The sequence below is a fragment of the Nostoc sp. 2RC genome, from assembly GCF_014222165.1.
Classification (GTDB): Bacteria; Cyanobacteriota; Cyanobacteriia; order Cyanobacteriales; family Nostocaceae; genus Nostoc; species Nostoc linckia.
This window is the reverse complement of record NZ_JACKZU010000075.1, coordinates 1-25,358: the sequence shown is the minus strand read 5'-3', so window position 1 is coordinate 25,358 and position 25,358 is coordinate 1. Positions and strand designations below refer to the sequence as shown.

Sequence of the window (25,358 nt, the reverse complement as noted above, 5' to 3'; positions counted from 1 at the left end):
GTTTGTATCAACCTTAAGTGGACGCTACCACATTTTCATGCTTGGCGGTGAAATTTTTTTCATTGGGACTGCCTTCTTCAATGGCTTGGCTGAAGAAGCAGCAGGCTGTCTTAACTCAGGGAGAATGGGCTTTGTCGGTTGTCGCAAGCCCTGGGATTTCTCTATGGGGTTTTCTTCAAGAGCCTCTGTTTGTCCGTGTTCACTGAGTACAGAAGCTTCTGTTGATGCTTCCAGACTTGTTATGACACTAGGTGCTACTAACTTGAAAACTGGCTGGACAACTGGAACCTCCACTACTGTCTGTTGTTTTAGTACTGGCTCCTCAATACAAGCATCTATATTTATAGTTATCTGTTGCTGTTGCTCCCCTTGACGCTGCTTTCCTATTGAGGAGCGAACTTGTTTGAGCAGCAATTCTAAGGCATTTTCTTTGGCTTTCGACTGTTGTGCCAACTCCACCAACCGCGCTCTGTCTTCGGTGTAAATCTTTAATTCATGCCTGGCACGACTGGCTGCAACATAAAAACTCTCCTGTCCAATAGTAAAATCTGCCGAAATTAGCACCCGATCCGCAGTCTTCCCTTGACTGCTATATGTTGTACTGACAAGTGCATAGTCCAAGGTTTGTGCAAGGGATAAGTCGATCTCTTCAGTGCGATCGCTATTAAGATACTGAATCTGAGCTTTATCAACAGCGATCGCCGTGACAACAAATTCTTGTCCGTTACGTCGTCCTAATTTTCTATCGTTCTTCTTCCATTGCAGGATCTCGCCCACGGCAATTTCAATCTCCTGTCTTTGGTATACGGCTTTTTCAAATGCTGTATCGACCTCTAAATGCTTGCCATCATCACTTTTAAGGGTTAAACCGTCGGTAGTTTGACCCACCACTTCATATAGTTTGCCCTTAGATAGCCCCCGCCGTTTATAATCGCGTGTCGGTATGACTACATCCCCAATTTCAAAATTATGAGCAAACCGCATCTGTACAATTGAGAGATTTTTGGTTTGCAGTTGGGTGACAAGAGCAGTTTTTCCCAAACTTCCCTCATCTTTTAGCTTGTCTCTAATAGCTTGGGTAATCAAGAATTTTTCCGTATTAGTTCCAGCTAAAACAAGGGTTTTGGCTCGTTGCGTTGGGTCAGCTGCCATATAGCCATTGGCGATCGCTTCTACTTTAGATTTACTGTCTACTTCAAGTATGGAACCGTTAGCTTCTAATCGTTCAAATCCTGCTTTTACTCTGCCATCAGCAATCAAATCTATTGCTAATTTCAATTGAGGGTCTTTCTGTCTGTTTGACTCGTTGATGTATGCAGTTCCAATTCCTGCCTGTTGCAGAGACTTGAAGGGATTGCCTGCTTCTACTGCTGACAACTGCTGAGTGTCACCGACTAAAATCACCCTAGCTTGTTGTAGCATAGCCCGTTGTAGCAGAGCACAAGCATCCTTAGCACTAAGTAAACCTGCCTCGTCTACAATCCAGATTTGATCGGGTTCAATTTCTCTTGGCGATTCTGAAACCAAAAGTCTAGCAACAGTTTCTGACTGAATTTGCAATTCTTCACTCAACACCTTGGCGGCGGCTGAACTGGGGGCAAAACCTTTGACTAGGTATCCGGAATTTGTGGCAATCGCTTTTAATTCCTTAAGTGCGAAAGTCTTCCCCGCACCAGCTACCCCCTGCCATGCAATGAACTGGTCTTGTGTTGTTGCAGCTAGTTGTACAGCTTGCCGTTGCCCCTGATTAAGCTGAGTTTTTTGTAAATAGTTTTCAACTACTTGCTGTTGAGAGATTGAGTTTACTTTTCCAAGCCCTAGCTGCATTAACTCAATCGTTGCTAGTTCTGTGTTTACCGCAGCCCATGTAGTGTATTGTCTTTCAAGCCCTGGTAGAGTAATTAATTCCTGATGTTCCTTGATTAATGGCTCAATCGCCCTCACATCACAAGCCAACCTTTCTTCTAAGATGAACTTTTCCAAATCCTCTTGTTTAAAGGCGACATTTCTCTGACTACAGTGACCGATGGCATCGTCTAGGGCATCAAGCAGACTTTTTTGAGAGATTACTTCAGGAGCCTGTTGGGGTCTTGGCTCTCTAGGTTTTACAAAACTGATACCTAATGCCGCAGCTTCTTCAAGCCACAATGATTTTAATTCATCCTCTGAAATTTTTTGCTTGCGTTGCCTGGTTGTATCCCAGACTTTTTCTCGCTCTGACCAAGATGAAGATACACCGACGGCAGCTATAATTTGCTGTCGCCGCTTGGAAAACTCAACCAAGTCTTGCTCTTTGAAACCTTTAATCTCAAATTGACCGTGATTGCGTTGTTCTACCTCATACCCTAACTTCTGTACCTCTGATGCTAAATAGCTTTGGTATGCCATCCCCAGGAATTTCTTATTGGCGAATATTTCCGAATTGACCAAACTCATCCACTTTCCATCCAAAGTTTGCGTCATATTCATCAACAAGCAGTGGGTGTGCAGATGCGGGTCTAGGGAACGGCTCTCAATATGGTCAAACTGCGCTACGACCAAGTTACCAGCGTTCGCCCTTTGCCGGGAATCTCCCTCGGTGACTCTTGTGCAAGCATAGCGTTGTTCCATTAAGTCTAAGACTGACTCTAAAGCTTTGTGGTGTGCGGCAATTAATCTTGAATCTCCACCAATTAACGCCATCAAGCTCACACTTTTAGGTGCAGAAAATGTACAGTCTAATGCTGCCCTACGTTCCTGGGGTTTGAGTACCCTGGCATTTAACCGTTCTGTTCCATCAGGCGTAAGCCCTGAAATTACATTTTTAAACGCTTGTTCATTATCTACCGCTCCTGACAATCCCAACTTAACAGCGCCTTCACCGCTCCAGCGAGACTTCCCCTGATGGTAGTAGTTCTTGATGAAGTAGTTCACCGCCATTTGTGAGGAGACGTTAGCAGATGTCAGCATCGCTCACCTCTACTATCGGCTTTACATAACTTCATTTTTAGAACAATCTGCGATCGCCAATAACTTATCAAGTCAAAGTTCATCCCCGCCATCAAACTTACTTGAGTTCGATGACGAGTCCTAAAATTTTGGTGAAACTTTGACCAAAACAAAATTTTTATTTCCTAGCTCTCATGTCATTTAATATAGCAAATAACTCCAAAAAACTTTCTGTAAAATTTGGCGTACTGTGCGTCATCAATTTTAGAAATATACCATAATTTTGCCATAAATGTTACTTAGAAAGGACTTGACGCAATCATATTAATAACATAAATGGCTTCTCAGAAGTTCTAAGAAGTTCTAGGAAGTCAGATGTTTTTGGTAATTAAATTTATATATTTTGGGATAAATTGCATTTTTTTGTCTTACAATTAGCATCAGAGTAACGCAATAGAATTAATATTAACACTGAGATATTTTGCTACTGAAAATCGGCATACTGAAATTGCCAAAGTGAGGTGCTTGTGATGAGTCTGCTAAGGTTAGTTGTAGATCCGGGTGGTTCATTGTTGAAGGGATTTTACACGTTAGAACGGTTTGAGCCAGAATTGATTTTGATGGAGCCAGAGGTAGCGACAGTCCCGTTAGAAATTTTAGAAAATTATGAGCTTACAAAGATAGGTTCGTCAAATCCGGAGAATAGTGCTTGGATTGAATATCAAGATAAGTGTCAGGCAGTAGGGTTCTTAGCTAGAAAACGCTTTCATGCTGATTTACAACTGCAAAAACGGAAATTCGAGTTAGCCCTACCCAAGGTATTGGCGATGATCGGAGCGATCGCAGACAAACACGATTTAGAAAATGGCTCATCGATTCATTTAGGGATTTTGCTGCCTTGGGGAGAATATCAGGATCGGATTTTATTTCAGGAGTTGGTAACGACGGCCCTTTCTAAATACAAATTCAAAGGACGTTCAAAAGCATTTTCATTGGAGCTATTTTTGTGTCTTCCTGAAGGTGGGGGAATTTTGACTAGGGGACGGGCTCCTGGTTCGGATTTAAAAGAAAAGTCATTTGCAGTTGTAATGTTGGGTTATCGAGATATAAGCATTCTATTGATTGAACGTGGAGAGATGAGCAAGGGAAAAACAGAGCCTTTGGGTTTCTCGAAAATGGTTGAATCAGTGAAACGTCAGACATCGGGGTTGGACTTAGATCGTTTGACTGGTGTTATTTGTAAAGCTGGGAAAAGCTCATCTGGTAAAGCATTAGAAGAATTAGCTTCCGAGTTAGATCCAGTGTATAGAGAGCATGAAGTTTCAAAAATTCGTAAGGCTGTTATCAATAGCAGGCAGGAGTATTGGATGATGCTGTCTAACTGGCTAAAGTTGCAAGTTCCTCGTGATGTTGATGAAGTGATTATTAGTGGAGGTACTGCTCATTACTTTCAATCTCAGCTAAACAACTTATTTTCATTCTCTAATCTCAACTGGTGTGAAATTTTAGAAACACAACTGATGAATAGTTTTCCCCAAGCCGCATCTAAGTCTCTCAATTATCGCTTGACAGATGTTTATGGATTGTTTTTCTTTCTATGTGCTAAGGGGATAAGACAAAACAATTCGGAAGTCGCAAGTCACAAGTCGGAAGTCGGAAGTTACTAAATGCAGCCACCCACAAGGGGCGAGGTTATGAGTGAAAAAATTCAAAGAATCGATTATCGATGTCGAATCTCGATGAACAAAGAGCCGTTGAGCGTTGCCCTTATAAAATACATTAAACACAGTAACGACATCAGCGAGAGGGAAAAGGTGTTAGCTGCCTTGTCTGGATACTGGTTACCTTTTGCTTTAAGAGCAGATGGCAGTTACCCAGAATGGGAACTAAAGCAGTCTGCCAGAAATGCTATTTACAAGTTGAAGTTACACATAGCGTATCTGTCTGAAGCATTTGTTCTAGAAGATTTTTCTGTTGGCTGCCCGACAATTATTCCTGCCAAACCAATGGTGCAACAGGTGATATCTAACGAGGGTGTAAGTAGAGTGACGGTGGCTGGTGAGAGTTTGATTGAATCAGAAAAACCAAAAGTAGTCGTAAATATTTTGCCCGATTCCCAGGACAACATGGTTGAAACAATGTTCGGGGGAGCAATGTGAGGTGTCTTGCTTTATTTGGGCAGAGGGCAGGGGAGCAATATTTAGTTAGAAGGAGATGAAGTATGCCTTATACCAAAGAGGCCTTACAAAATATGTATTCTCTGTCAGCAGAGGATGTCTTAGCAACATTGACAGCGTGTGGACTTGCTCATGACATACAAGAATACTCAGATGAAGATATTGAGACTCGATTTGATATTGTTCGTCAGTTGTTTAAAGATGGAGAAGTCTGTGATTATGAGCAGGCTACAACATTTTTTCAACAAAAGCTAGAAGATAATCCCCTAGCACAAATCAAGAATGAGGGGAGAAAGTCTCGAAAAAAAGCGGCTAAAACATTAGATATAACTGAATTACTAAGTCTTGCCCGCACTGAAGGCTTTAAAATTACGCTGACTAAAGCTCTAAACATTTTCGCCGATTGCGGACTAAAAGAGCAAGACGAATATACTTCCTCTGAATGCGAACGTTTTCTGGCAGCATTAACGAAAGCTAGTCAGGAAAAAACAGAAATTGAGATGACAGCAAACTTGGAAGCAGGTGAATTGGATGCAGTAGATATTCAGTTAACCCTTGAAGAAACACAACGACTGATACAAGATGGAGGCGAGCAACTTTTTGGGGAAATGCTCCGAGAGAAAGCTGGACAACACGCGGCGATGGCTCCAGGTTTGTATTTAAAATATTTAGCACAAGAGCTAGCTTCAGAAAACTCTCAACAGAGTTGGCGAAAGTTACTTTCCATGATTAAGGCTCGTGCTGTGGGGAAGCCTCAACCCCAATTTACCTCGCAGGTGCAAACGTTACAGCAACAGTTGCCCTTGAACAGTTTGCCACCGAACTCGGACAATGGTTTGATTACCGATTAGAGCTTGAACGACAAACCATTGAGATTCAGGCACTAAAAGCCTCTGAGGCCAAAGCGAAGCGGCTAGCTTCTCAAAAACTCCGAAACCTACAAGCTTGGAATGAAGCACAAGCACAACGTCAAGAACTTTGCCAAAAACGCTTTGAACTATTTAAGTCAAACCTATTCTGGTTTGGCCAGTGGGTTGGTTCGGGTCGCTCTGGGATTTTCTTTTTCATCTGTACCATTTTGATTTCTGCAACTGCTACAGGAGTGATGATTATTAATCTGCCAACTTTCTTATCCTGTCCTGGTTCTAAAAGTTTTTGTTATCTGGTATATCAAATGCGATTCAACAACAAAAGTGTAATTCTTCCGCGGCAGGTAAAAGATATCCTTGCTAACTACGAACGTAACAAGAGCAAGCCTAAACGACGTAATTAACAAGTCGCAAGTCACAGGTCGCAGGTCGCAAGTATGTTTTGTAACAGGGATTTAAGTTATGAACGAAGTACAAGAAATTAAGCTTTGGGACGATTGGGACGAGATCAATTTGTCTACTCCAGAACGGCGGATAGAACAATTAGAAGTATTGCTTTGTCAAAAAATTCACAAAGGTGAAGACATATCTCAATGCCTAGAAGTTTTGCAGTATTTGAAAAATCGCACGACCACCGAGAAGGTAGAAGCTGTTATTTTTCAAGAAATTCAGAATAAATTGACCTTCAAGTATTGGCAAAGAATAGGTCAGGCTGCCTTAATTTTCTTGGTCGCTATTTCTTGTTGTTTTGCGATGTATCAACTAGTTAATTCATCACTATCTATTCAAAGGGAACAGGGAATAGGCAACAGGGAACAGGAAACCATGCTTAAAAACGTGGGATTGAAACAAGGACACCGTTTTCAAGGCACTACGTGTCTCGAAAAACCTCTTCTTTTAAACTGGGCTTTAAACCCAGCAAATGCATGTTTTTAACGGGGAACAGGGAACAGGGAACAGGGAACAGGGAACTCTTAACAGGGAACTCTTAACAGGGACTGTCTGTGACGGGGGATTTAAACCCCCGTCAAGACAAAGCCGCCTGTAGGCGGGGGACTCAAACCCAGGGATGGGGAGAGGGAACTCTTAACAGACTTTCCTGTTGCCCGTTGCCCGTTCCCTGTTCCCTCTCCCGAAGGGAGTTGACACTGTTAAGAGTTCCCTGCTCCCTGTTCCCTATTTGTAATTCTTTGTCGGAACTAGCTAGAGAAAGACAAGTATTAAAACACACTTCGTCTCAGAGCAAAAAACATCATTAGTAAAGGATTAGTAAAGGAGATTTGGGATTAGGTAAGAAGCGAAAAACAATGTTTGCAGTTAAAGCTTGGAACATTCCAGTCCTCTAATAAAGGGATAGAATTACTTTATTTTAGGCATAAAAAACAGAGCTACAACATTCATACATAGCCTTACCTACTTTAATAGGCAGTGGTCAAAGAGTAACGTGTCTCCATCCTCAAAGTGAGAGCAAGTTTACTTCTATCTGCTGACGACATTGCATATATGTTCTGTTGGCAGCCATTGTTTCTTGCATATATCGGGCAGACAATCGATTAGACATCTCCGAAAAAGAATATAAAAGCCTTGTACAGTCAGGGTCGATACCTCATTTATAGAGATGTCTATTAAGTGACTAAGTAGACATTTGTTTTTTCGCTTCAGATTTGAAATTTCCATCTGCATTCATTAAACACATTCGGACTTAATTTATGACTGGCAAAACATACTACGTTTCTGGAACAGGTAACGATAGCAATGATGGCTTGAAAGAAGGAAGCGCGTTTCGTACTCTGCAAAAAGCCGCGAATTTAGTCCAAGCAGGCGACACAGTATACGTTATGAATGGTACATACGAGCAGACTAGATCTGCTGTGAGTCCCGTCTTGGGTATAAATCAAAAACATGGCACTGCAAGCGCACCAATCACATTCGCAGCACTAGGAGGTCACAATCCTGTAATCAAATCAAGCAATTTCCAAGCTATAAACATAGTAGGTTCGTCCTACATCGTCATCGAGGGTCTGACAGTCGTCGGTGCCAACGACAAAATTACATTAAAGTATGCACAAAGCCAAAAAGATAATCTCAATAATCCATTAACAAATGGAGCCGGAATTTATATTCAACCGGATCAAAAAAACCAAAGTTCTCACCACATTACGATTCGCGGCAATACTATTTCTAAATTTCCCAGTGGTGGAATTGCAAGTAAAGAAGCTGACTATATCACTATTGAGAAGAATATTGTTTCTGAAACTTGCTGGTATAGCCCTTGGGGAGCAAATGCGATTTCGACTCTGCGTAATCGCAATTTAGACGACAACACTACTGATTACAAAATAATCATTCGGGATAATGTAAGTTACAACAATTATACTTACATTCCTTGGTGGGAAAGTAGTACAGGAAAAGCCACTGAAGGACATGGCATTATGATCGATGCCGCTAGTAGTCTGGGCTTGGATAACGCTGCTTACAAAGGGAAAATCTTAATTGCCAATAACACTTCTTACAACAATGGTGGCGCTGGTATCCAGGTGTTTAATAGTTCTAATGCCGATGTCATCAATAATACGACTTACCAAAATTCCCTTCATCCCGATTTGGCTGGAGTTGGTGAGATTTTAATTAGTGGTGCATCGGCAAATGTGAACGTTGTAAATAACATTATGTATGCAAGGTCAGGAGCCTATTCATACATAGTAGGAGGCTCAGCTAAAAATATCAAAGCTGACCATAATTTGATTTACAACACTGATAAATACAACAAAACAGGAACTGATTTCATTGTGGGTAAAGACCCGCAATTTGTGAATGCTGCGGCTGGTAATTTTGCACTCAACCCTGAAAGTGTTGCAATTGATGCTGGTGACAATATTTTCAATAGCAAAACTGGGAATATTCCTGACGATGGCAATGGTAATGGCATCGGGGTGATTGATATTGGTGCTTATGAAGTTCCAAGCATAAAAACTCCCACTTCCTCCATTCAAGTGAGGAAAGGCACTGAAGGTTCTGAATATTTAAAAGGCAATGCCCCAGTTAACAAGATTTATGGGCAAGGAGGACAAGATGCGATCGCAGGTAATCAAGGAAATGACCAACTTTGGGGAGGCAGCGGACAAGATACTCTCTGGGGAGGGAATGGTGAGGATGTACTCTACGGCGATAGTGGTAATGACTTTCTTTGGGGTAATAATGACAACTATACCCTAGTTGGTGGTATCGGCAATGACTTTCTCTACGGGCGTGCAGGCAACGACTGGCTTAATGGTGGCAAAGGCAACGATGTACTCACAGGGGGTTACGGTATCGATACTTTTGTATTGGCTTTGGGTGAGGGTAGTGACTCTATTGTTGACTTTGAATTAGGTAAAGATAAGATTGCCCTCTCAAGTGGTCTTGGGTTTGGCCAATTGTTGATACAGCAAACAGGAACTCAAACTTCTATTCTTAATAGTGTCGATCGTCAAGTGTTAGCTCAGTTGGATAATGTCAGTGCAAGTACGCTCTTGGCTGAGGCTTCTACAACTTTTATCAGTTAGTCCCATGTTGTCTTGTGAATTGTGTTTTTGGCCGGGGGGTGCAGGAGGGAATTTCTATTTCTTCGGTTCGTATGCCTAATCGCTCTTCTTTATCCCCTGCTTTTTTGCTCCTGAAGCCCCCTGCTGAGCGATTTTCCCGATTCTTGCGTGCCATTCGCTCAAAACCAAGGTGTATCTTTATCAAATGGCAGTGAGCTTGGTTCTTCAAAGTTCCGCAAGTCTTGTTCCATTTGTTCGCGGCGTTCTAAATATGTGCGGCTGGCAGAGGAGTGGGATCGCATTAGCCAAGCGCCATAGTTAATGCCCTGCTCGGCGTGTTTTGAAGACATTCTATTGTAGCTGTCAACTTCCAGCTTTTTCCGGCGTTCCATTTCTGAAAGCCATCCCTCGCTAATTCCCTGCTTGAGAGCAGATTGGATATATTCGGCTTTGAGAGTACCGTCAGGGTTGAACTGTTTCTTTTCTTGGGAAGAAAAGAAATCATAAGCTGTATACTCTATCCATTTTTCTGGTTGTGTTTCATCCAGGCGTTTCCATTCGTCGTATTCTGCTTTACATCTGCGAGCATAACTATCAATTGCTGCATTATTCATACCTCTAGATAGCATCTGTTCTCTGGCTTCTGGTTTTAAAGTTCCATCTGGATTAAATTCTTTACGATTCATGTTTATCCAACGTTTAATTCTTGACATACTAAACTCCTAAAAAAATGTCTAAAAAAAACTATGCCGCTAGAATTTAAGCATTTTGATACTCGGCTAAACCAGTGGATTCATACCGATGGAGATAATAATAACTCTCAGTCAATTTTAACTGAAAATTTAGATAATACTCTCTTAGAATTTTACTTTCCTGGTAAAGAATTTTCTTTTGGGCATTTAGATGAATATAGTACCTCATCCGATTTAAAAAATCATCCAGAAGGGCATACTCTTTTATTATCTTCTAAAACCAGATTATTGTATGGTTCGCCAGAATCTTTAGAATTAATCGACAAGTTATGTCCTGATAGAAAAGACCGGGGTGCTTACGGTTCAATTTTTTTAGGTGCTTGTAAAAATGCAATTAACGAAGAATTAAATATTTTAATTGTGGATGATTCTAATGGAGAGAACGGAGGGTTAATAGATAAACAAGATGCTTATAAATTAGTTGGTGATTGTTATGGACAGATATCAACCCAACTTTATAACAAGTTAACTAAAAAGGAGGAACAACAAGATTACCGTGTTATTCAGCATCGCTTTGGTTGGACAGAGAATGATGGGCAAGATACTAAATATCGCTTTGGCAAAGGGACACTAAGACCTTACAACTTAGAAAAAATAAGATACGCTGACACTAATCACCCAAAGATTGACCTAATTCTGCCCCTCTCCAGCTTCAAAGGCACAGACAAGGATCGCCCAGAAGGGGCAAGCAAGCCCCAAATTCAACCAGGACTTTACAGGCAGAAAATTTGGCTAGGAGAGAAATCACAGTCAGAGCGTGGGAAGACAGCAATATCACAACTATTAGCATCATTTCCCCAGGGCATTAAAGACTTTGCGGAGGAACTGGAGGTGCAGGCTCAAAAGCTGGCAGAATCGCAAAGCGACCCCAGGAAAGTAGCTCAACTTTTCTGTGAGAAATACGAGAAACGTAAGGCTTTCACAGAAGAAGAAAAAGCATCTTTAAAAACGCAAATCACAGAACAAATTACTGATGGCTCACTTATTAGACGGTTAGAACTTCTTACATGGAACAAAGCTGAAGAACAATTTGAAGCAAGCGATGACTTGGATGATAAATCTCAAAAAGATGATTTATTAATGTACAAACTCATCAAAGCTGATTTAGTAGGTGGACATCATCAACTTTTAGAAACGGAGAAGGTTAGGAAAGAACTTGCTAAGTTTGTTCAGGGCGAGTGGCGAGATATTGCGCTAGGAAGGACTCTGACTTTCGACAGAGGAATGATTATTCCCTCGAAGGAACTGAAGAATGGTGAAATTTGTGTTTCTTGGATGGATGAGGGAGAAAAGGTTCTTAACTTTCGCTCACCATTTCTCAACTCTAATGGTTTGTGTGTTTCAACTAATAAACTTGTTGATGACCGTCTAGGGCCAGATGGCGAGCCTTTAAAAGGTATTATCGTAGTCAACGATGAAGACCACAAGCGAATACGCCTACGAATTGCTGAGCAAGAAGCACAAGGAATAGACACCTCGGAAGTAGACCCAGCCGAAACAGAATCAGAACGGCAAGCACGAGATTACGATGGCGACTGTATCGGCGTAGAACGCGCAAGCTTATACCCCAACTTGACAGCAGAAGCTGAGTACCGGAATCAGCCGGAAAATGCCTATGCCCCTACTGTTAAAGAAAAGAAACAATCATTTTATATTGACGGGGAACAGCCACCATTTGAAGAAATTGCCATCCACATGAGCGATAGCATAAGTGTGGGCGTGATTAATAATCAAGTGACCGCATTAGAGGCATTAGAATCGGAAATCGAAATTCTAAAGCTTTATGGAACACCCGATCAGAAATCCGAATATGTAGACAAAGTATCACATCATTATCAAAAATTATTAGAAGCTGAGAATTCCTTTATTAACCCATCACCAATTAGAGAAGAATATAAGCTTTACATAAAAGATTTTGTAGCATTGGCTCAAAATCCTAATAGAACCCCGGAAATTGTCTCCCAAGCAATGGATAAGAATCGCTTGATGTACAGAAGAATGATTGAGGAGGCTTGTTACCACAACCAAATTGCAGTGGATTTATTCAAAAGTTCTAAAAAGCCAGAAATGGGTTTGATTAGAGAAAATAGTCGCTATTTATATCGAGAGGTTAATTATATTAAAGATAAAAAATCTCCCACAGCTTATTTAAATGCCGAGATAAAAACTGAGGGCTATTCTCCAGTAGAATTATTAATTAACCAAACTAATAACTATTTCAATAAATCCCAACTGGAATCACGCCCCATAGTTCAGTTCAGTGGACTGTTCAATGGCATTGAATTCACCCCGCAACAGAGATTCAGTGCGATCGCCGCTAAATACGAATTTGACCGCTTGTACAACGCTGCCGTGGCAATGGAGCGACGGCGCTCAACAGAGCGTGGCCCCAGTGCCATCATCCAAACACCGCAAGGCTCAAAATTAGAAATCACAAACTTAACCTATTACGATCATCCCCTAATCTGGAAAGCACGGAACATTAATTTGAAACTAGAGGCGGACAATCGCTCATCGAAATTATTGGCACTCGCCCAAATAAATAATGAAGTTGGGGATGATGGTCAGCCCCAATACCGTAAGTTAGGTACAGTTAGCCCTCAGTCGGTGTCAGAATACAACCTCAAGTCAGGAACTCAGGCAAACAACGCTTCGTTAGTGGAATTCAAGCCCGAACTCAGCCGAGGACAAACCAAGTTGATGTTCCAGCAAGCTTATGCGATGGCACAGGCGTATCGAGACAGCATACCAGAACATGAGCGATTGAGAGCAGCAGCGGCGGCATGGAATGTTGGGGCGGCGAGGCAGGATGAACTAGAAGATAAACAGTCAGATAAAAGCTCTATCCAGAAAAAGACTCCCAACTTTGTGTTCGCAGCGTTTGGTGATGAAATCATATCCCGACTTTCACGGATGCAATTTAACGAGCTAAGAGTGGGGACTCTGGGGAATGAGGGTAACCAATTCAAGGATAAAACTTGGAATCCGGATGAGAAATACCCTATTGTTATTCGAGCTTCTCACCACCCTCCAGGACATGAACGCCACGCTTCGAGATTAGTGTTTGTGCAAGATAAGGATGGTGAATATAAAGAATTTGCACCACTAGAGCCGAGAACCGGACAATTACCCATCGGTACAAAGGCCATCGCTAATGTGTTACCAGGGGAAACTTACACAGCCTCCGCCACAATTTCTCTGACAGGTCATGACCCCCTTGATTTTACTATCAGAGAAATTAAGAAATTTGCTCATGCCGACAAGGTTTTCCACTCTCAAAAGGTGATGTTAGAAATTGGCACAGTACCAGTACCAAATGAAACAGTAAAAATTAAGTTGGATGGTCAAGTGTTAGGAGAATTAGATGGTGATTCTGTCAAACAACTTGAAGCATTTAACTATCTCAAAGATGGCAATCCCCTCAATTTAAAACTAACAACTGTTTCCGATAGTAAAAATTATGGGTTCTTGATTGCTGAGTCTCCCAATGGGAATCTACTGAAGATTGATAAAATTAACTCCTATGATTATAAAGGTCAAAATTTTCGTGACACTGAATATAGAAAAGTCACCTTAGAAGTGCCGCCATTGAAAACCAGAGATGCAGTGTTTTTGAACGGGGAACCGCTTGGCATATTACATTTTAAAAAGGATAAAGAAGCTCTCAAAGAATTGGGAGTTCTTAATTTTGGGAAGCTGACTCCAGTACCAGTCACATTGCAAAGTAATATCTCAACAACAATGGTTGTGAAAATCGACCCCGCTACAGTTGAGTATCCTGAAAACTGGATGAAAGAAAACGAAGCATTTGGTCAACACAAAGTCAACTCTGAACAACTCTCAGCAATCGAAAAAACTACGGCGATTTTGTACCAAATCAAAGAACGTCCCACCATGTTGTTCGCTACGCCAGAAGATAAAATGTTGGGATTGACTCAGTTGGTTGTGGATAATCATAAAATAGACACTGTAACTAAGTGGCTCACTGACAAAAACATTGCGATTTCCCAACTACCAAGGGAAGATGTGCCACTGGAAACCAAGAAGGGACTAGCCGTTTTCAACATAGCAAACTCGTCCATCCCCAAACCTGTTTTTGAGGCTATGACCCTTAAGTTTGGGAACGTGATTGAGTCTGAATCAGAGTACAAAGAGAAAGTGCGATCGCTCCCTGACCGCCCAAAACATTTGAAACTACCACAGCCAGTCGTTAGTACACTACAGGTTCAGGCATCAGCCCAAACGCCACAGTCGCAGCAGCAAAACTTTGCCGTACCTAGTCAAGAATCTCAAACCGTAACCATCGACCATCTGCGCTCGTGGTACATTGCGGCTGATAATTTAAGTAAGCCAGAAGCATACAAGCAACGCATTGTCGAAATTGCCAATGAGTTCAAAGCTACGGGACAGCTATCACCCAAAGCCCTGGGCGCAATGGAACAAGATACACTCTGCCGAGTTGCCCAAATTTCTCAAAAAATAGCATCAAACTTGGGTCAGCGTGAAGAAAATGGTACTACCCGTGTCTTCGGGAAAATGTATGATTTAGTGTTGAACGAAGAGCAGAAAGACTTGGCGATAGCGCACTCAAAAGGCGATGTAATTCTGCGTGTGCAATCTGGGCAGGTGCAAGTTAATAATTTAACGCCAGAGGTGTTGCGGGATTTCGAGAATGCTAATTCCAAGCTTGACGAGGTTTTAGAAAGCAAAAAACAAACAGTAGGATTGCAAAGGTAAGTAAGGAGATTACTGGCAGTTTCTACCAGTAAACATGATAAAATTTTCATAATAAATATCGAAAAATATGAATCTATGGAAGTGAATTTAGAGCAGGCACAGGCTTTCTATGAGCAAGGTTTAGAATATCTGAAAGTGAAAGATTTAAAAGCTGTTACTGAATGTTTTGAAAAAGCATTAACGCTTAACCCCAACTTTGCAGAAGTTCATAATGTCATAGGGTTAGTTCAGTTTGGGATTGGCAAATACGAAGGCGCAATCCAAATGTTTGATAGTGCGCTCGCGTTGAACCCGAATCTTGCCGAAGCATATAATAATCGAGGTTTGTCACGTCTGAAAATCTGCCATAAATCTGAGTTTCCGAAAGTTATTGAAGATTATGAGCGGGCAATTTCACTCAATCCCAATCTGTTAGAAGCTTATCTAAATCGGGCGGATATATACAAGAATTATATTGGCGATCTTGAGGCAGCGATAGCAGATTATAGAAAAATAATTGAATTTGCTCCTAACCGTGTAGAACCTTATATTAATCTAGCCAACATTCATTTTATATCTGGGAATTTAGAAGAATCATTAGCAGAGTTAGAGAAAGCAATATTATTGAATCCTGATTGTCCAGAAGCCTATTGTGGAAGAGGAACAGTAAGATTTCGGGAAATAAAGAGGGAGCTAAAGAAGATTTATTTAAGGCTTTTTCTATGTATGAAGCACAAGGTAATGCGATTTACTGTATGTTTACAAGAAGCTTAATTATGGAACTTTTTCGAGATTACGAAGTTCATAAAGATTTATTTGACATTGAAAATAAAATGGCAGCTAGAAAAAAATAAGCTATTTAAAAGTAGCTTGCAACAAGTGTTGTATTAACTGTAGGCATAAGACCTACAGATGGTGCGTGCCACTGATTTATATGTGCCATAAAAATCAGTGGGGGACTCAGACCCCCAGATTTTACTTAGAAGCAAATTCTAAAAAGGTCGTTCCTCCTTGTTAAGAGTTACCTTCTTGTTGGAACTATTAATAATTGCCTGTTGGAACTTCTGAAGTTTGGATTATCTGGAAAACTCTTGATTCTAATTGACTTTGATTTATCGGAAGATTCGGAACGCTCACAATACAGAATATAGGTTGAACAAATATTTCTACTTCATAGGGATAGTCTACCAGATAAATTTCTCTGTAGTTATTAGTTGGAGGATTTAATTGTACCTGCCCTAGTGATGGTTTTAGTAAAATATCATTAAGAAACTGATTTGAATATTTTAAGGTGTCATATTCATTCCAGAGCCGAGTTAGGATTTCCTGAATTGCCTTGTTTCCTCTCCACAATTGAGGAGGAATGCTTTTTTTAATTAAATTGATATCTAGACCTGAATAATCGAAGAGTGCTTCTTGATAGCTTTTTTCTTGTTGCGTTAGTTGCTCTAAATAGTATTGTTGCTGTTCGCTGAGCCATTCTTCATTACAGATAACATTATGTATTTGATTATTAAGCTCTAAAACATTTTGAAATGATTTTACATTTTCTTCAGTAGCTTCATGAATATTTGGTACATGCCATTCGAGGCGATTATCATGGCGAATAAGTATGAGTGAGAGCCAGTCATACCATAATGGTGCATTCACTCCTTGATGTTGCAGAATTCGATTGCCACCACTATGTTTATCAAATGGAGGTGCATGAAGTCCGTCTTGTAAAAGAATCCAAAAAGCAAAATCAATCAAACTTGATGAACCAATGCGGATATGTCCAGTTGTTATGTCATTACTTGACATTGCCATTTTTTTATTAATCCGTGAATAATTCATAGGGATAGATAAAGTTACCCCTATAATTTATTTTAGTCGCATTGCACAGTTAGAGGTTTTCTTAAAGAATATCGGTGAGTACCTGATAGGCGAATACTATAAGCTTCACCTGAAATTGCAACTTGATTTGGAAGTTCATCAAAGACTTCTGTTGTTTGATAATCAACTGTAGGAGCAACCGCATTGTAGATATCTCTTGCCGAGCCATCAGACATTTGGAAACGGAAGTGTGTGGCATTGATTGGTATATTTGGATCGTTAATAATAACTCTCCAAATAACTTTAGTTTTTCTACCTCGAATATGTTGGCATTGTGCGATTCCTAATGCACCTCCTTTTAAAGTATCTTGATTAATAGCAGCTTGTATTATTTGAGGCAATAAGAAAGAAATGATGAGAGTTGCTGAAATAACTTGGTTAAACACGAGGATGTTTCCAGTAAACTAATTTTCGCTCATGCTTTGCGAAGCAATTTTTCAATAGCTGATTTTTTTAAGCTTGAAAGAAATAAGCCACTCTACTGAATAGAGTGGCTCGATAGATTAACCCAAAATCCCAATCACCGCCGCCAGAACAGCCGCAGCCCGATCGCCCGTTGGCACAAATACCCGCTTACGCCAGCTAATAATTTCGGTGAAACAACCCGCAGCCACAAGTTGATCGGCTAAAGATAAAGCATCAACCAATTCAATTCGTGGTTCACCAGCAATGAAAGACCGCCGCAGCGCGATCCCTCCAGGTAACTGCTGTGAATACTTCTCGTCCAGCACCAGCTTCACAAGTTCTGCTGGAGAAAGTAGCTGATTTCTTAGTCCGAGTTGTTCGCGCACGGTTTGGATATCATTAGCATTCACCACCCGACCAAGCACTTTCTCGCCATCGCTGGTTTGCAATCGGAAGACCCGGCTGCTGTGTTGTGGGAGTATCTTCCAAATTGGTAACAAAATACCTGTTACCAAATGCAGGTAATCGGTAGTGAATCTGGGTAGCGCGTCCACTTCCTTCGACCAAGCCGCGATGAACACTTCAGTAGGAACTTGCTTCCAGGTGGATGATTCAAAACTTTGAACAGGTACACGAGTTTCTTTTTGCGATCGCACCAACAAAACTCGCGGTATTACTCCACCTTGCTCATCGAATATGCTATGAGTTGGAATAGATACAGCAGCATGACCAGATTTCTTATTCACCATCAGCCGCCCCTGGTACTTGCCAGCAAATTCCAGCATTTGGTCAGCAGTTCTGATGTTGTTCCGTTGAACTCGCTCAATTTTCAGGTAATTGGTCACGCTACCAGTTTGAGGATGGGTATAAACTGATTCGCAACTTTCTACAGTGAACCGTTCAGCGCGGAGTGTCTCTACACCCATCTCGTAGATACCATTTGCGATCGCCGTTTCAATTTGCTGAGAAAGCAACAACTCAAAACGCTCGAAAATCACGTTCTGCATCCCAATTCTCAAAGCCAGCAGTCGATTGAGGAACTGTCGCAAGGGTGGAAGGTCTATCTTCATCCCGCCTTCGTGAGAAGTTAGCGATAGTCCAGTCATTTCCTCAAATTTCCCTAAAGGCACTTGAGAGAATCGACCTTGGAATATCTGCTTAAACAACTCATACAAAGCATACTCTGCGTACTGGGATTCAAGATTATCCTTAGTGTCGAATATTCCATTGCCCCCAGTTTGGCGCTGCCCACGAGTCAATGCACCCAAACTGTCCAGCCGTCTAGCAATAGTAGAGATAAAGCGGCGTTCACCTCTAACATTAGTAGTCACAGGTCTAAACACTGGTGCTGATGCTTGGTTTGTACGATGCGATCGCCCAAGCCCTTGAATAGCGTTATCTGCCCTCCAACCAGCTTCGAGTAAATAGTGCGATCGCCGCCGCCGATTCTGTGCGTTAAGGTCAGCATGGTAACTGCGACCAGTCCCACCAGCATCAGAGAAGATGAGAATTTGCTTCTCACCCGCCATGAATGCGTTAGTTTCCGCAATATTCGCACCACTACCTCGTGAATCCACGAATAAGCGTCCGGAATCATCCTTCAACACCCGTTTACTGCGTCCAGTCACTTCAGCCACATGTTTATGTCCGAAATGCCACAGTAGTTGCTCTAAAGCACCGGGTATAGGGTCAAGGCTGGCTAACTTATCGACTAAGGCATCTCTCAAAGCCACAGCTTCAGTCGATACAATTGGGGAACCATCGGCATCAAAAGCGGGTTCGGATCGCTCCTCACCTTCCGAGGATGAGTGAATGGAATGCAGATGTACAGGAAACGCACTTAACAGGTAATCCATTACATATTCCCGTGGAGTCAGATCGAGATTGAGATCCTTCCATTCAGTTGCGGGAACTTCATTTAGTCGGCGTTTAAGTAACTCCTCGTTAGTCGATACAATTTGAATCACAACAGCATTACCCGCAGTTAAATCTTGCTCAATCGCTTTGATTAGCATGGGACACTTCATGCCTGTGAGCAAATGGTTAAAGAACCGTTGCTTATGCGATTCAAACTGAGACATGGCAGACATTTTAGCTGCTCGCTTATATGTTTTCGCACCAGTAATGTTACAGGCTTCTAGTGCTTTATAAAGGTTATTGTGAATAATTTGAAAGGCATCAGCATAATTGTCATAAATCCGTTCCTGAGTAGGAGTGAGTTCGATTTCTAACGTCTCATACTCAACGCCCTCGAATGAGAGACTCCGCGCCAGATACAGACCTAATGCTTTCAAATCCCTAGCCACAACCTCCATTGCAGCAATGCCACCAACAGAGATAGATTCAACGAAATCTTCACGAGAGGTAAACGGGAAGTCCCCAGTTTGCCAAAGTCCCAAGCGATTTGCATAAGATAAGTTTGAGACTTTAGTTGCTCCGGTGGCTGACACGTAGATAACCCGTGCCAAGGGAAGTGCATTTTGCAGTCTCAGTCCCACAATGCCTTGCTGCGATGCTGCAACCATACCTAGCGTTCCTTCTTGCGCCATCGCATTTCCCATACTGTGGCACTCGTCAAAAGCAATTACTCCTTGAAAGTCCTTAACAGCCCACTCAACGATTTGCTTGAGCCTGGATTTTCCGCCCTTTTGCGATCGCAGGGTTGAGTAGGTGCAGAACAGAATCCCTTGAGTGAACCCAATTGGCTCACCCAGCTTGATGTTCGAGAGGTCGATTATGTCTTTGTCAGCACCACCCAGCGCACACCAGTCTCTACGGGCATCTTCAATAAGGGCAGCACTTTTTGATACCCAAATAGCTTTTCGTCTGCCCTGACACCAGTTATCAAGGATGATTCCCGCGCACTGTCTACCCTTACCAGCACCAGTACCATCGCCCAAAAACCAGCCACGACGAAATTTTACAGCATTTTCTTCGCCCTGTGCTGCGACTGTTACGTTATCCCATGAGTCATCAATAAGGTATGACCCAGACAGAAATTCCGAGTGCGCTTGACCTGCGTAAATCACGCTCTCAAGCTGTGCCTCTGACAACAAGCCTTGTGAGACAATATTTTGTGTAAGATGTGGTTTGTACGTGGGAGCCGGGGGCGATACTAATGCTAAAGCCGCACTTTCACAAAGTAATGAGGGATGGGGTAGAGCGTCCTTGATTCTAATGCGTTGTGGGCGATAGGTTTCATAGAGGCTATCTTTCAACCCATCGGTGGCAGTCCACTCGACAACTTCGTATTCCAGAACAACCACATCGGGAATTTCTTCGGAGGGTTCTGGTTGAGCCACTGTAGTACGAAGAGGCAGTTTAACAACCTTCGCTGCAACGACAGCAGCTTTAGCAGTAGTAGCATTCCACGGTAATCGCAGAGGTAACTGTTCAATCAACGCCAGCAGTTCGGGCAAGTCCAAGGTTTCTCTAATACAGGGGATGTCGCCTTTGTTATCAGCCGGGACTTTATCAATGACGGTAATTCGGGTTTCTATTGTCGTCCCATGCTTGCTATATGCTCTGCCACTGACTCCAACAGACAGCAGAACTCGCGCTTTTTCTTGGCACTTCACAAAAGTTTCTCGCCAAGTGGGATTATTAGGAGAGAACCAATTTGCAGTAATTGTTACCAGCCGTCCACCATCGCATAACCTTTGTAGTGCAGAGTTTATATGCCGGGGTGTGGCATCAGGGTTGCGAGTGTTGATTTTGGGAGATGCCGAGAATGGCGGATTCATCAGCACAACCGAGGGCTGAGTCTTGCCAGCAAGATAGTCGTTGATTTGTTCGGCGTTAACAGAGAACAAAGGAACGCCAGGGAACAGCCGACGCAGAATTTTGGTTCTATCTTGAGCCAGTTCGTTAAGCATCAGACTCGCCCCCTGGAGGAAAGCAAACTGAGCCAGAATTCCAGTCCCAGCACTTGGTTCAAGCACTAAATCGTTGCTAGTCACTTGTCCAGCCATTGCCACCAAGTACGCCAACGGTAGCGGAGTCGAGAATTGCTGGAGTTGCAATTGCTCCTCACTCCGGCGGGTGTGTGTGGGGCAAAAGGATTCGAGCAGTTGCAGTTGTTCTAAGGGGTTTTGTGGTATTCTTTGACGGCGGAGGTAGAGAATTAGTGCAACTTCCACAGCTTCATAGGCATCCTTCCACAACCACTTGCCTTCAGCCGCAGTGCCGTGGAAGTGGCGATTCATCTGCGATTGAAGCGTTTTTGAGGTTAGAGGTCGGTTTTCCACTAATGATTGAACAAGTGCTTGGGCAACATTTAATATTGATTGCCCATAGTCCAAGACTGTTTGTATGTCAAAAAGACAACCCTGTGTAGCGATTTGGCTGACCATGACTATATATGGATATAAATTTCACAAAAATTTGGCGTAGCCGATGCTGCACATGAAGAGTCGCACTTTGCTACAACAGTTAAAGTAGAGTTAGCTGTTTAGAATTGATTTGGGTGGGATGTTCACGTTCAAGCCACTCAAAAGCACATTCGAGATTGTTGAGGAATTCTCGCCACTCCTTCGGTTCGGGGATATGACGAGATGTCTGAAGATTGGCATACTCATTTACCAACTGGGCTAACTCAATCATGTGCGAATAAGTATCAAAAGCCAGTTGGTTGCATTGTGAGCGAATTCCTCTTTTGACTCTTTGAGGCGAAGTTTTCTGTGAAGATGCTGTAGCGAGTTTTGTAATATTCATCAGACAAAGCGATTGCCCTTTGCAAATGCTCTGTGGCAACTGCAAACTGGGGATCGTCTGGAGCGTACTGGAGGGCTACGAATAAAGCACAGTGCGCTGCTTGCATTATTTTAATTTTTAAAACGACAACTTGAGCGATCGCTTAGCGGAAAGTTTGAGCGGAGGTTTCCGACGCTCGTTCGCGTAGCGTCTCCCCTTGGGAAAAGACTCGCTCTAAGCGTACCCCTACTCTTAAGCAAGCTACGCGTAGCGTCTCGTAGAGAAGCCATGCCGTTGGGAAAGCCTCTCGTAGAGAAGGCTTTACGCTGGGCTATCCGTAGGCGCAGCCCGCCTTCGGCATCAAAACTTTACTAGACTTAGTAAAGTTCAATTTATTTTTGCAAAGGCCGCTTAGCGATGAACAGGACAAGGGAGCGATGTCTACGATAATCTCGCCTATACTTATAACCAGAACATTATTATTTTGGAATTAAGAGTCAATGCGTAAACAGACTATTCAATATACATCATCGTTAGATGCTCTGCTTGCTGTTGCCAAGCGACTCAGTGTATATGAGAACCAGCAAAAAATGGACTCAGAAGATTTTTTTTACCGCTACAATCAGGGAATATTGTCAGATGATGTCTTATTTATAGAATGGGCAAATGATTACCGTCATTACCTTGCTTTGCGTCAAGAAATAGAACAAAGATTGAACTATGCTGCCTAAGATTCTATCTGATTACCTCAATCAAGTAGAACAAGCAATTGTTCAATGTAAAAATGTTTATGTGGAACGTTATGAAGAAGAAATTTTAACATCACAACGGGCTAATTTAAGAATTAGATTACGCTTCAATCAGACACACTTATTAGAAATAAACGAAGCTATAGTAATCACAAGTAATCAGTTGGAAATTCTCGATTATCGTTACCACTTTCAAGATGAACGAAGTTGTCTAGTTTTTCGTTATGATAGTACACCTCATTTTCCCAATCTTTCTACTTTTCCGCATCACAAGCACTTACCAGATGATGTGATTGGCTCCCAGAAGCCTGAAATTACTCAAGTATTAAAAGAAGCAACAGAGTTATTGATGTAACGAATAATTAGAGAGTTCTGCTGGTTATAACGCACCAAAGTATAGGCAATTAAAATGCTTATAGAACGATTAGCTAAAAGCACTTTGGGTGTGTTTTAACTTGAAGCGACTTCAACAGATAGCAGAACAATACAAACTTCTTCCTAATTTTCAATTGCTTTGCTAGTAATATCTTGCAACATAAGATTCATCTTTTGTGAATTCCAAGTACTAACATCAATTGATGATTTATAACTTTGAATTGCTGCATGATATTCTGATTCTGAGTTATACTGTTCCTCAAAAAAATCACGGTCTTTAAAACCATAAATAATATGATTAGAATCAACTCTTTTGATGAATGGTAAAGGGGAGATAAACAGTTTCATGCTCTGAGAGAGTCCAAGCATATAACCATAAAAATAACTCCAAAAAGAATTTATTTCCTGCCGAGAGAATTCAGAAAACGGCTCATGTAATATATCATTTTTGTGATCATTCAGTTCATTCTCCGAAATTTTGTATAAACCAAAATCAAGCGAACCACGATGGTCGTAAATTTTCAGCAAATAAAATAAATCGTCTCTTTCTTTTTTAATTACGAGTAATAACGGGAAATAGAACGAGCCTTTCCAATCATCATAATAATCACTACTTTCTCCAAGTAACCACGTTAAGATAACAAATGATTTTCCTAAACTGAGCTTATCCTTGTCCCTACGGTATGGTGAATAAAGTTGCTTATAGAGTATGTAATCTTCTTTGATTGGAATGCTATTCTTTCTAAGCTTTGCATATTCGTAGTCGTCCAATCTCCAAAGCTGATATTTGATATTATTTAATTCAATTTCGATTTTGCTACGCTCTTTAATTTGTCTAACTACTTGCCTCATGTATTTAGCTCTAATCAGCAATATGTTTTATAGTATTAATGTACTATAGTTGAGGTTTAAATTCTAGGTTTTGCTGGTTAGGCACAAACCCGAAATAAATCCAAACTCCAGTATTAAAACGAATAACCGACGGGAGCCCACTCAAAACCACCAAGGCTGGGGATTTATTTTTAAGGATCTCCCTTATGTCAAGCTGGCTCGAAAGGCTCTTAAGGGGACGGTTGAGGGAGCTATTGAAAATCCGTCAGTAATCGGCAGATCGTTGATAGCGCAAGACGAAGCGGTACAGTAGTCACTGGGAAAGCATTACGAGTTTTGCCAATTCTTTCTCAGTTACAGATAATAGTGTTAGGGCTAATTATTTAAGAGGTCTAATTGTGGTCTTTGCTGAAACTAGCTCCTCAGATATAGTAAGAACTCGCCTGACATTAGACGAGTATCGGGCAATTGAACAAACCAGCCCAGAACGTCATGAATACCGTAATGGAGAGATTATTACTATGTCGGGTGGTTCAGAAGCCCATAGTGCGATCGCCAGCAACTTACTAATTTATTTGGGTTTTTTGCTTAGAGATACTGATTTTCGTTTGTATAACAGTGATTTGCGCGTTTGGATTGAGGAATATCAGTGTGGGACTTATACTGATTTGATGGTTGTGAATGGCTCTCCAGAATTTAATGGCGAACGTAATGATGAAATTGTTAATCCTTTAGTAATAGTGGAAGTTCTTTCGCCCTCAACAGAAGCCTACGATCGGGGTGACAAGTTTAGAAAATATCGCTCATTGGAGAGCTTTTGTGAATATTTGCTAGTGAGCCAAACAGAACCCTACATCGAGCAGTATTATAACCAGGAGCGTAACAGCAACGATCGCTGGCTATGGCAAGTTCATTCTGGTCTTGAGCGATCTATCTTCCTACACAGTTTAAAAGTAGAAGTTCCGCTAACTGAAATTTATCGTCGAATTAATTTTTAAGAGTGATAGAAAACTTACGTGCGTGGTAGCGTACAGCTGATAATCTAGGTAACCTGAGTTCGGGATAAGGAAAAGGACAGGTAGTAAGCTGAAAATAACAACAAATCCAGCAACCTGCCCTATGTTTAGTTTAGATTGGCAAAATATTTGGCGATCGCGGCTATGTTTCTGAAAAACTCGCTTCTCAGCTTTTGGAACAGTTCGGAATCCAATTTTTTGCTAAACCCCGTCGCAATATGAAGAATAGGCTGATGCGTCTTCATGACAAGCTTTTGTCCCGTAAACGCTCAATTATTGAGACTATTAACGACCAACTCAAAAACATTTCTCAGATTGAACATTCAAGACACCGAAGCCCCGTTAATTTTTGCGTTAACGTTTTGTGCGGATTAACCCTCTTTTGTCACTCTAGGCAGAGGAAAAATAGAAATGAGGTATATTGAAGTTTTGCAAAATTGGGCGAGTCAGAT

The 25,358-nt window shown here is 41.7% G+C and carries 17 protein-coding genes and 1 pseudogene; 11 read left to right on the top strand and 7 right to left on the bottom strand.

The window, feature by feature from the left end:
• Positions 1-24 precede the first annotated feature (24 nt).
• The gene (gene mobF, locus GNE10_RS11385) at positions 25-2,949 is read right to left on the bottom strand and encodes a MobF family relaxase (protein WP_185565278.1); all 2,925 of its coding nucleotides are present in this window, start codon (positions 2,947-2,949) and stop codon (positions 25-27) included.
• Between the two features lie 599 nt (positions 2,950-3,548).
• Here mobF and GNE10_RS11380 point away from each other — a divergent pair.
• The 5 genes from GNE10_RS11380 (at position 3,549) to GNE10_RS11360 (ending at position 9,519) form a co-directional block, all read left to right on the top strand.
• Positions 3,549-4,595, top strand: coding sequence for a ParM/StbA family protein (locus GNE10_RS11380; protein WP_242062362.1), 1,047 nt, complete (start codon positions 3,549-3,551; stop codon positions 4,593-4,595).
• Complete coding sequence (locus tag GNE10_RS11375) at positions 4,596-5,087, top strand: hypothetical protein (RefSeq protein WP_185565276.1); 492 nt, start codon at positions 4,596-4,598, stop codon at positions 5,085-5,087.
• A 62-nt stretch (positions 5,088-5,149) separates the two neighbouring features.
• Positions 5,150-5,956 carry a hypothetical protein gene (locus GNE10_RS11370; RefSeq protein ID WP_185565275.1) on the top strand — a complete coding sequence of 269 codons (807 nt, stop codon included), beginning with the start codon at positions 5,150-5,152 and terminating at the stop codon, positions 5,954-5,956.
• Positions 5,957-6,436: 480 nt separating this feature from the next.
• The gene (locus GNE10_RS11365; RefSeq protein WP_185565274.1) at positions 6,437-6,910 is read left to right on the top strand and encodes a hypothetical protein; all 474 of its coding nucleotides are present in this window, start codon (positions 6,437-6,439) and stop codon (positions 6,908-6,910) included.
• A 773-nt stretch (positions 6,911-7,683) separates the two neighbouring features.
• Positions 7,684-9,519: a hypothetical protein gene (locus GNE10_RS11360; RefSeq protein ID WP_185565273.1), complete on the top strand. Its 1,836-nt coding sequence runs from the start codon at positions 7,684-7,686 to the stop codon at positions 9,517-9,519.
• 158 nt (positions 9,520-9,677) lie between these two features.
• On the opposite strand, the gene GNE10_RS11355 is transcribed toward GNE10_RS11360, so the two are convergent.
• Positions 9,678-10,211 (bottom strand): hypothetical protein, encoded by a 534-nt coding sequence (locus GNE10_RS11355; RefSeq protein ID WP_185565272.1) that lies wholly within the window; start codon positions 10,209-10,211, stop codon positions 9,678-9,680.
• Between the two features lie 33 nt (positions 10,212-10,244).
• On the opposite strand from GNE10_RS11355, the gene GNE10_RS11350 reads away from it, so the two are divergent.
• The gene (locus GNE10_RS11350; protein WP_185565271.1) at positions 10,245-14,987 is read left to right on the top strand and encodes a hypothetical protein; all 4,743 of its coding nucleotides are present in this window, start codon (positions 10,245-10,247) and stop codon (positions 14,985-14,987) included.
• Positions 14,988-15,062: 75 nt separating this feature from the next.
• A complete protein-coding gene (locus tag GNE10_RS11345) occupies positions 15,063-15,740 on the top strand; it encodes a tetratricopeptide repeat protein (protein ID WP_185565270.1) in 678 nt (225 codons plus the stop codon).
• A 267-nt stretch (positions 15,741-16,007) separates the two neighbouring features.
• Here GNE10_RS11345 and GNE10_RS11340 read toward each other — a convergent pair whose 3' ends face one another.
• From GNE10_RS11340 to GNE10_RS11325, 4 genes are all read right to left on the bottom strand, one after another.
• Positions 16,008-16,766 carry a hypothetical protein gene (locus GNE10_RS11340; RefSeq protein ID WP_185565269.1) on the bottom strand — a complete coding sequence of 253 codons (759 nt, stop codon included), beginning with the start codon at positions 16,764-16,766 and terminating at the stop codon, positions 16,008-16,010.
• A gap of 65 nt (positions 16,767-16,831) precedes the next feature.
• A complete protein-coding gene (locus tag GNE10_RS11335; protein WP_185565268.1) occupies positions 16,832-17,224 on the bottom strand; it encodes a hypothetical protein in 393 nt (130 codons plus the stop codon).
• A gap of 117 nt (positions 17,225-17,341) precedes the next feature.
• Complete coding sequence (locus GNE10_RS11330) at positions 17,342-21,595, bottom strand: strawberry notch family protein (protein ID WP_185565267.1); 4,254 nt, start codon at positions 21,593-21,595, stop codon at positions 17,342-17,344.
• A 79-nt stretch (positions 21,596-21,674) separates the two neighbouring features.
• A complete protein-coding gene (locus GNE10_RS11325) occupies positions 21,675-21,956 on the bottom strand; it encodes a hypothetical protein (protein ID WP_185565266.1) in 282 nt (93 codons plus the stop codon).
• 479 nt (positions 21,957-22,435) lie between these two features.
• Here GNE10_RS11325 and tumA point away from each other — a divergent pair, with 479 nt between their 5' ends.
• Positions 22,436-22,666: an antitoxin TumA gene (gene tumA / locus GNE10_RS11320; protein ID WP_185565265.1), complete on the top strand. Its 231-nt coding sequence runs from the start codon at positions 22,436-22,438 to the stop codon at positions 22,664-22,666.
• Positions 22,656-23,039 carry a toxin TumE gene (gene tumE / locus GNE10_RS11315; RefSeq protein ID WP_185565264.1) on the top strand — a complete coding sequence of 128 codons (384 nt, stop codon included), beginning with the start codon at positions 22,656-22,658 and terminating at the stop codon, positions 23,037-23,039. The genes tumA and tumE overlap by 11 nt, the downstream gene beginning before the upstream one ends.
• Positions 23,040-23,182: 143 nt before the next feature.
• On the opposite strand, the gene GNE10_RS11310 is transcribed toward tumE, so the two are convergent.
• Positions 23,183-23,911 carry a hypothetical protein gene (locus tag GNE10_RS11310; protein ID WP_185565263.1) on the bottom strand — a complete coding sequence of 243 codons (729 nt, stop codon included), beginning with the start codon at positions 23,909-23,911 and terminating at the stop codon, positions 23,183-23,185.
• Positions 23,912-24,288: 377 nt separating this feature from the next.
• Between GNE10_RS11310 and GNE10_RS11305 the strand changes: the two genes are divergently transcribed.
• Entirely contained in the window at positions 24,289-24,888 is a 600-nt protein-coding gene (locus GNE10_RS11305; protein WP_185565262.1) for a Uma2 family endonuclease, read from the top strand.
• A gap of 134 nt (positions 24,889-25,022) precedes the next feature.
• Positions 25,023-25,331: pseudogene (locus tag GNE10_RS11300) on the top strand (transposase); the annotation flags it as partial.
• Positions 25,332-25,358: the final 27 nt, after the last annotated feature.

Excerpts from the sequence above, each read along its gene's own strand:
- mobF (WP_185565278.1), bottom strand. The coding sequence starts at position 2,949 with ATGCTGACATCTGCTAACGTCTCCTCACAAATGGCGGTGAACTACTTC.
- GNE10_RS11380 (WP_242062362.1), top strand. The coding sequence starts at position 3,549 with ATGGAGCCAGAGGTAGCGACAGTCCCGTTAGAAATTTTAGAAAATTAT.
- GNE10_RS11375 (WP_185565276.1), top strand. The coding sequence starts at position 4,596 with ATGCAGCCACCCACAAGGGGCGAGGTTATGAGTGAAAAAATTCAAAGA.
- GNE10_RS11370 (WP_185565275.1), top strand. The coding sequence starts at position 5,150 with ATGCCTTATACCAAAGAGGCCTTACAAAATATGTATTCTCTGTCAGCA.
- GNE10_RS11365 (WP_185565274.1), top strand. The coding sequence starts at position 6,437 with ATGAACGAAGTACAAGAAATTAAGCTTTGGGACGATTGGGACGAGATC.
- GNE10_RS11360 (WP_185565273.1), top strand. The coding sequence starts at position 7,684 with ATGACTGGCAAAACATACTACGTTTCTGGAACAGGTAACGATAGCAAT.
- GNE10_RS11355 (WP_185565272.1), bottom strand. The coding sequence starts at position 10,211 with ATGTCAAGAATTAAACGTTGGATAAACATGAATCGTAAAGAATTTAAT.
- GNE10_RS11350 (WP_185565271.1), top strand. The coding sequence starts at position 10,245 with ATGCCGCTAGAATTTAAGCATTTTGATACTCGGCTAAACCAGTGGATT.
- GNE10_RS11345 (WP_185565270.1), top strand. The coding sequence starts at position 15,063 with ATGGAAGTGAATTTAGAGCAGGCACAGGCTTTCTATGAGCAAGGTTTA.
- GNE10_RS11340 (WP_185565269.1), bottom strand. The coding sequence starts at position 16,766 with ATGTCAAGTAATGACATAACAACTGGACATATCCGCATTGGTTCATCA.
- GNE10_RS11330 (WP_185565267.1), bottom strand. The coding sequence starts at position 21,595 with ATGGTCAGCCAAATCGCTACACAGGGTTGTCTTTTTGACATACAAACA.
- GNE10_RS11325 (WP_185565266.1), bottom strand. The coding sequence starts at position 21,956 with ATGAATATTACAAAACTCGCTACAGCATCTTCACAGAAAACTTCGCCT.
- tumA (WP_185565265.1), top strand. The coding sequence starts at position 22,436 with ATGCGTAAACAGACTATTCAATATACATCATCGTTAGATGCTCTGCTT.
- tumE (WP_185565264.1), top strand. The coding sequence starts at position 22,656 with ATGCTGCCTAAGATTCTATCTGATTACCTCAATCAAGTAGAACAAGCA.
- GNE10_RS11310 (WP_185565263.1), bottom strand. The coding sequence starts at position 23,911 with ATGAGGCAAGTAGTTAGACAAATTAAAGAGCGTAGCAAAATCGAAATT.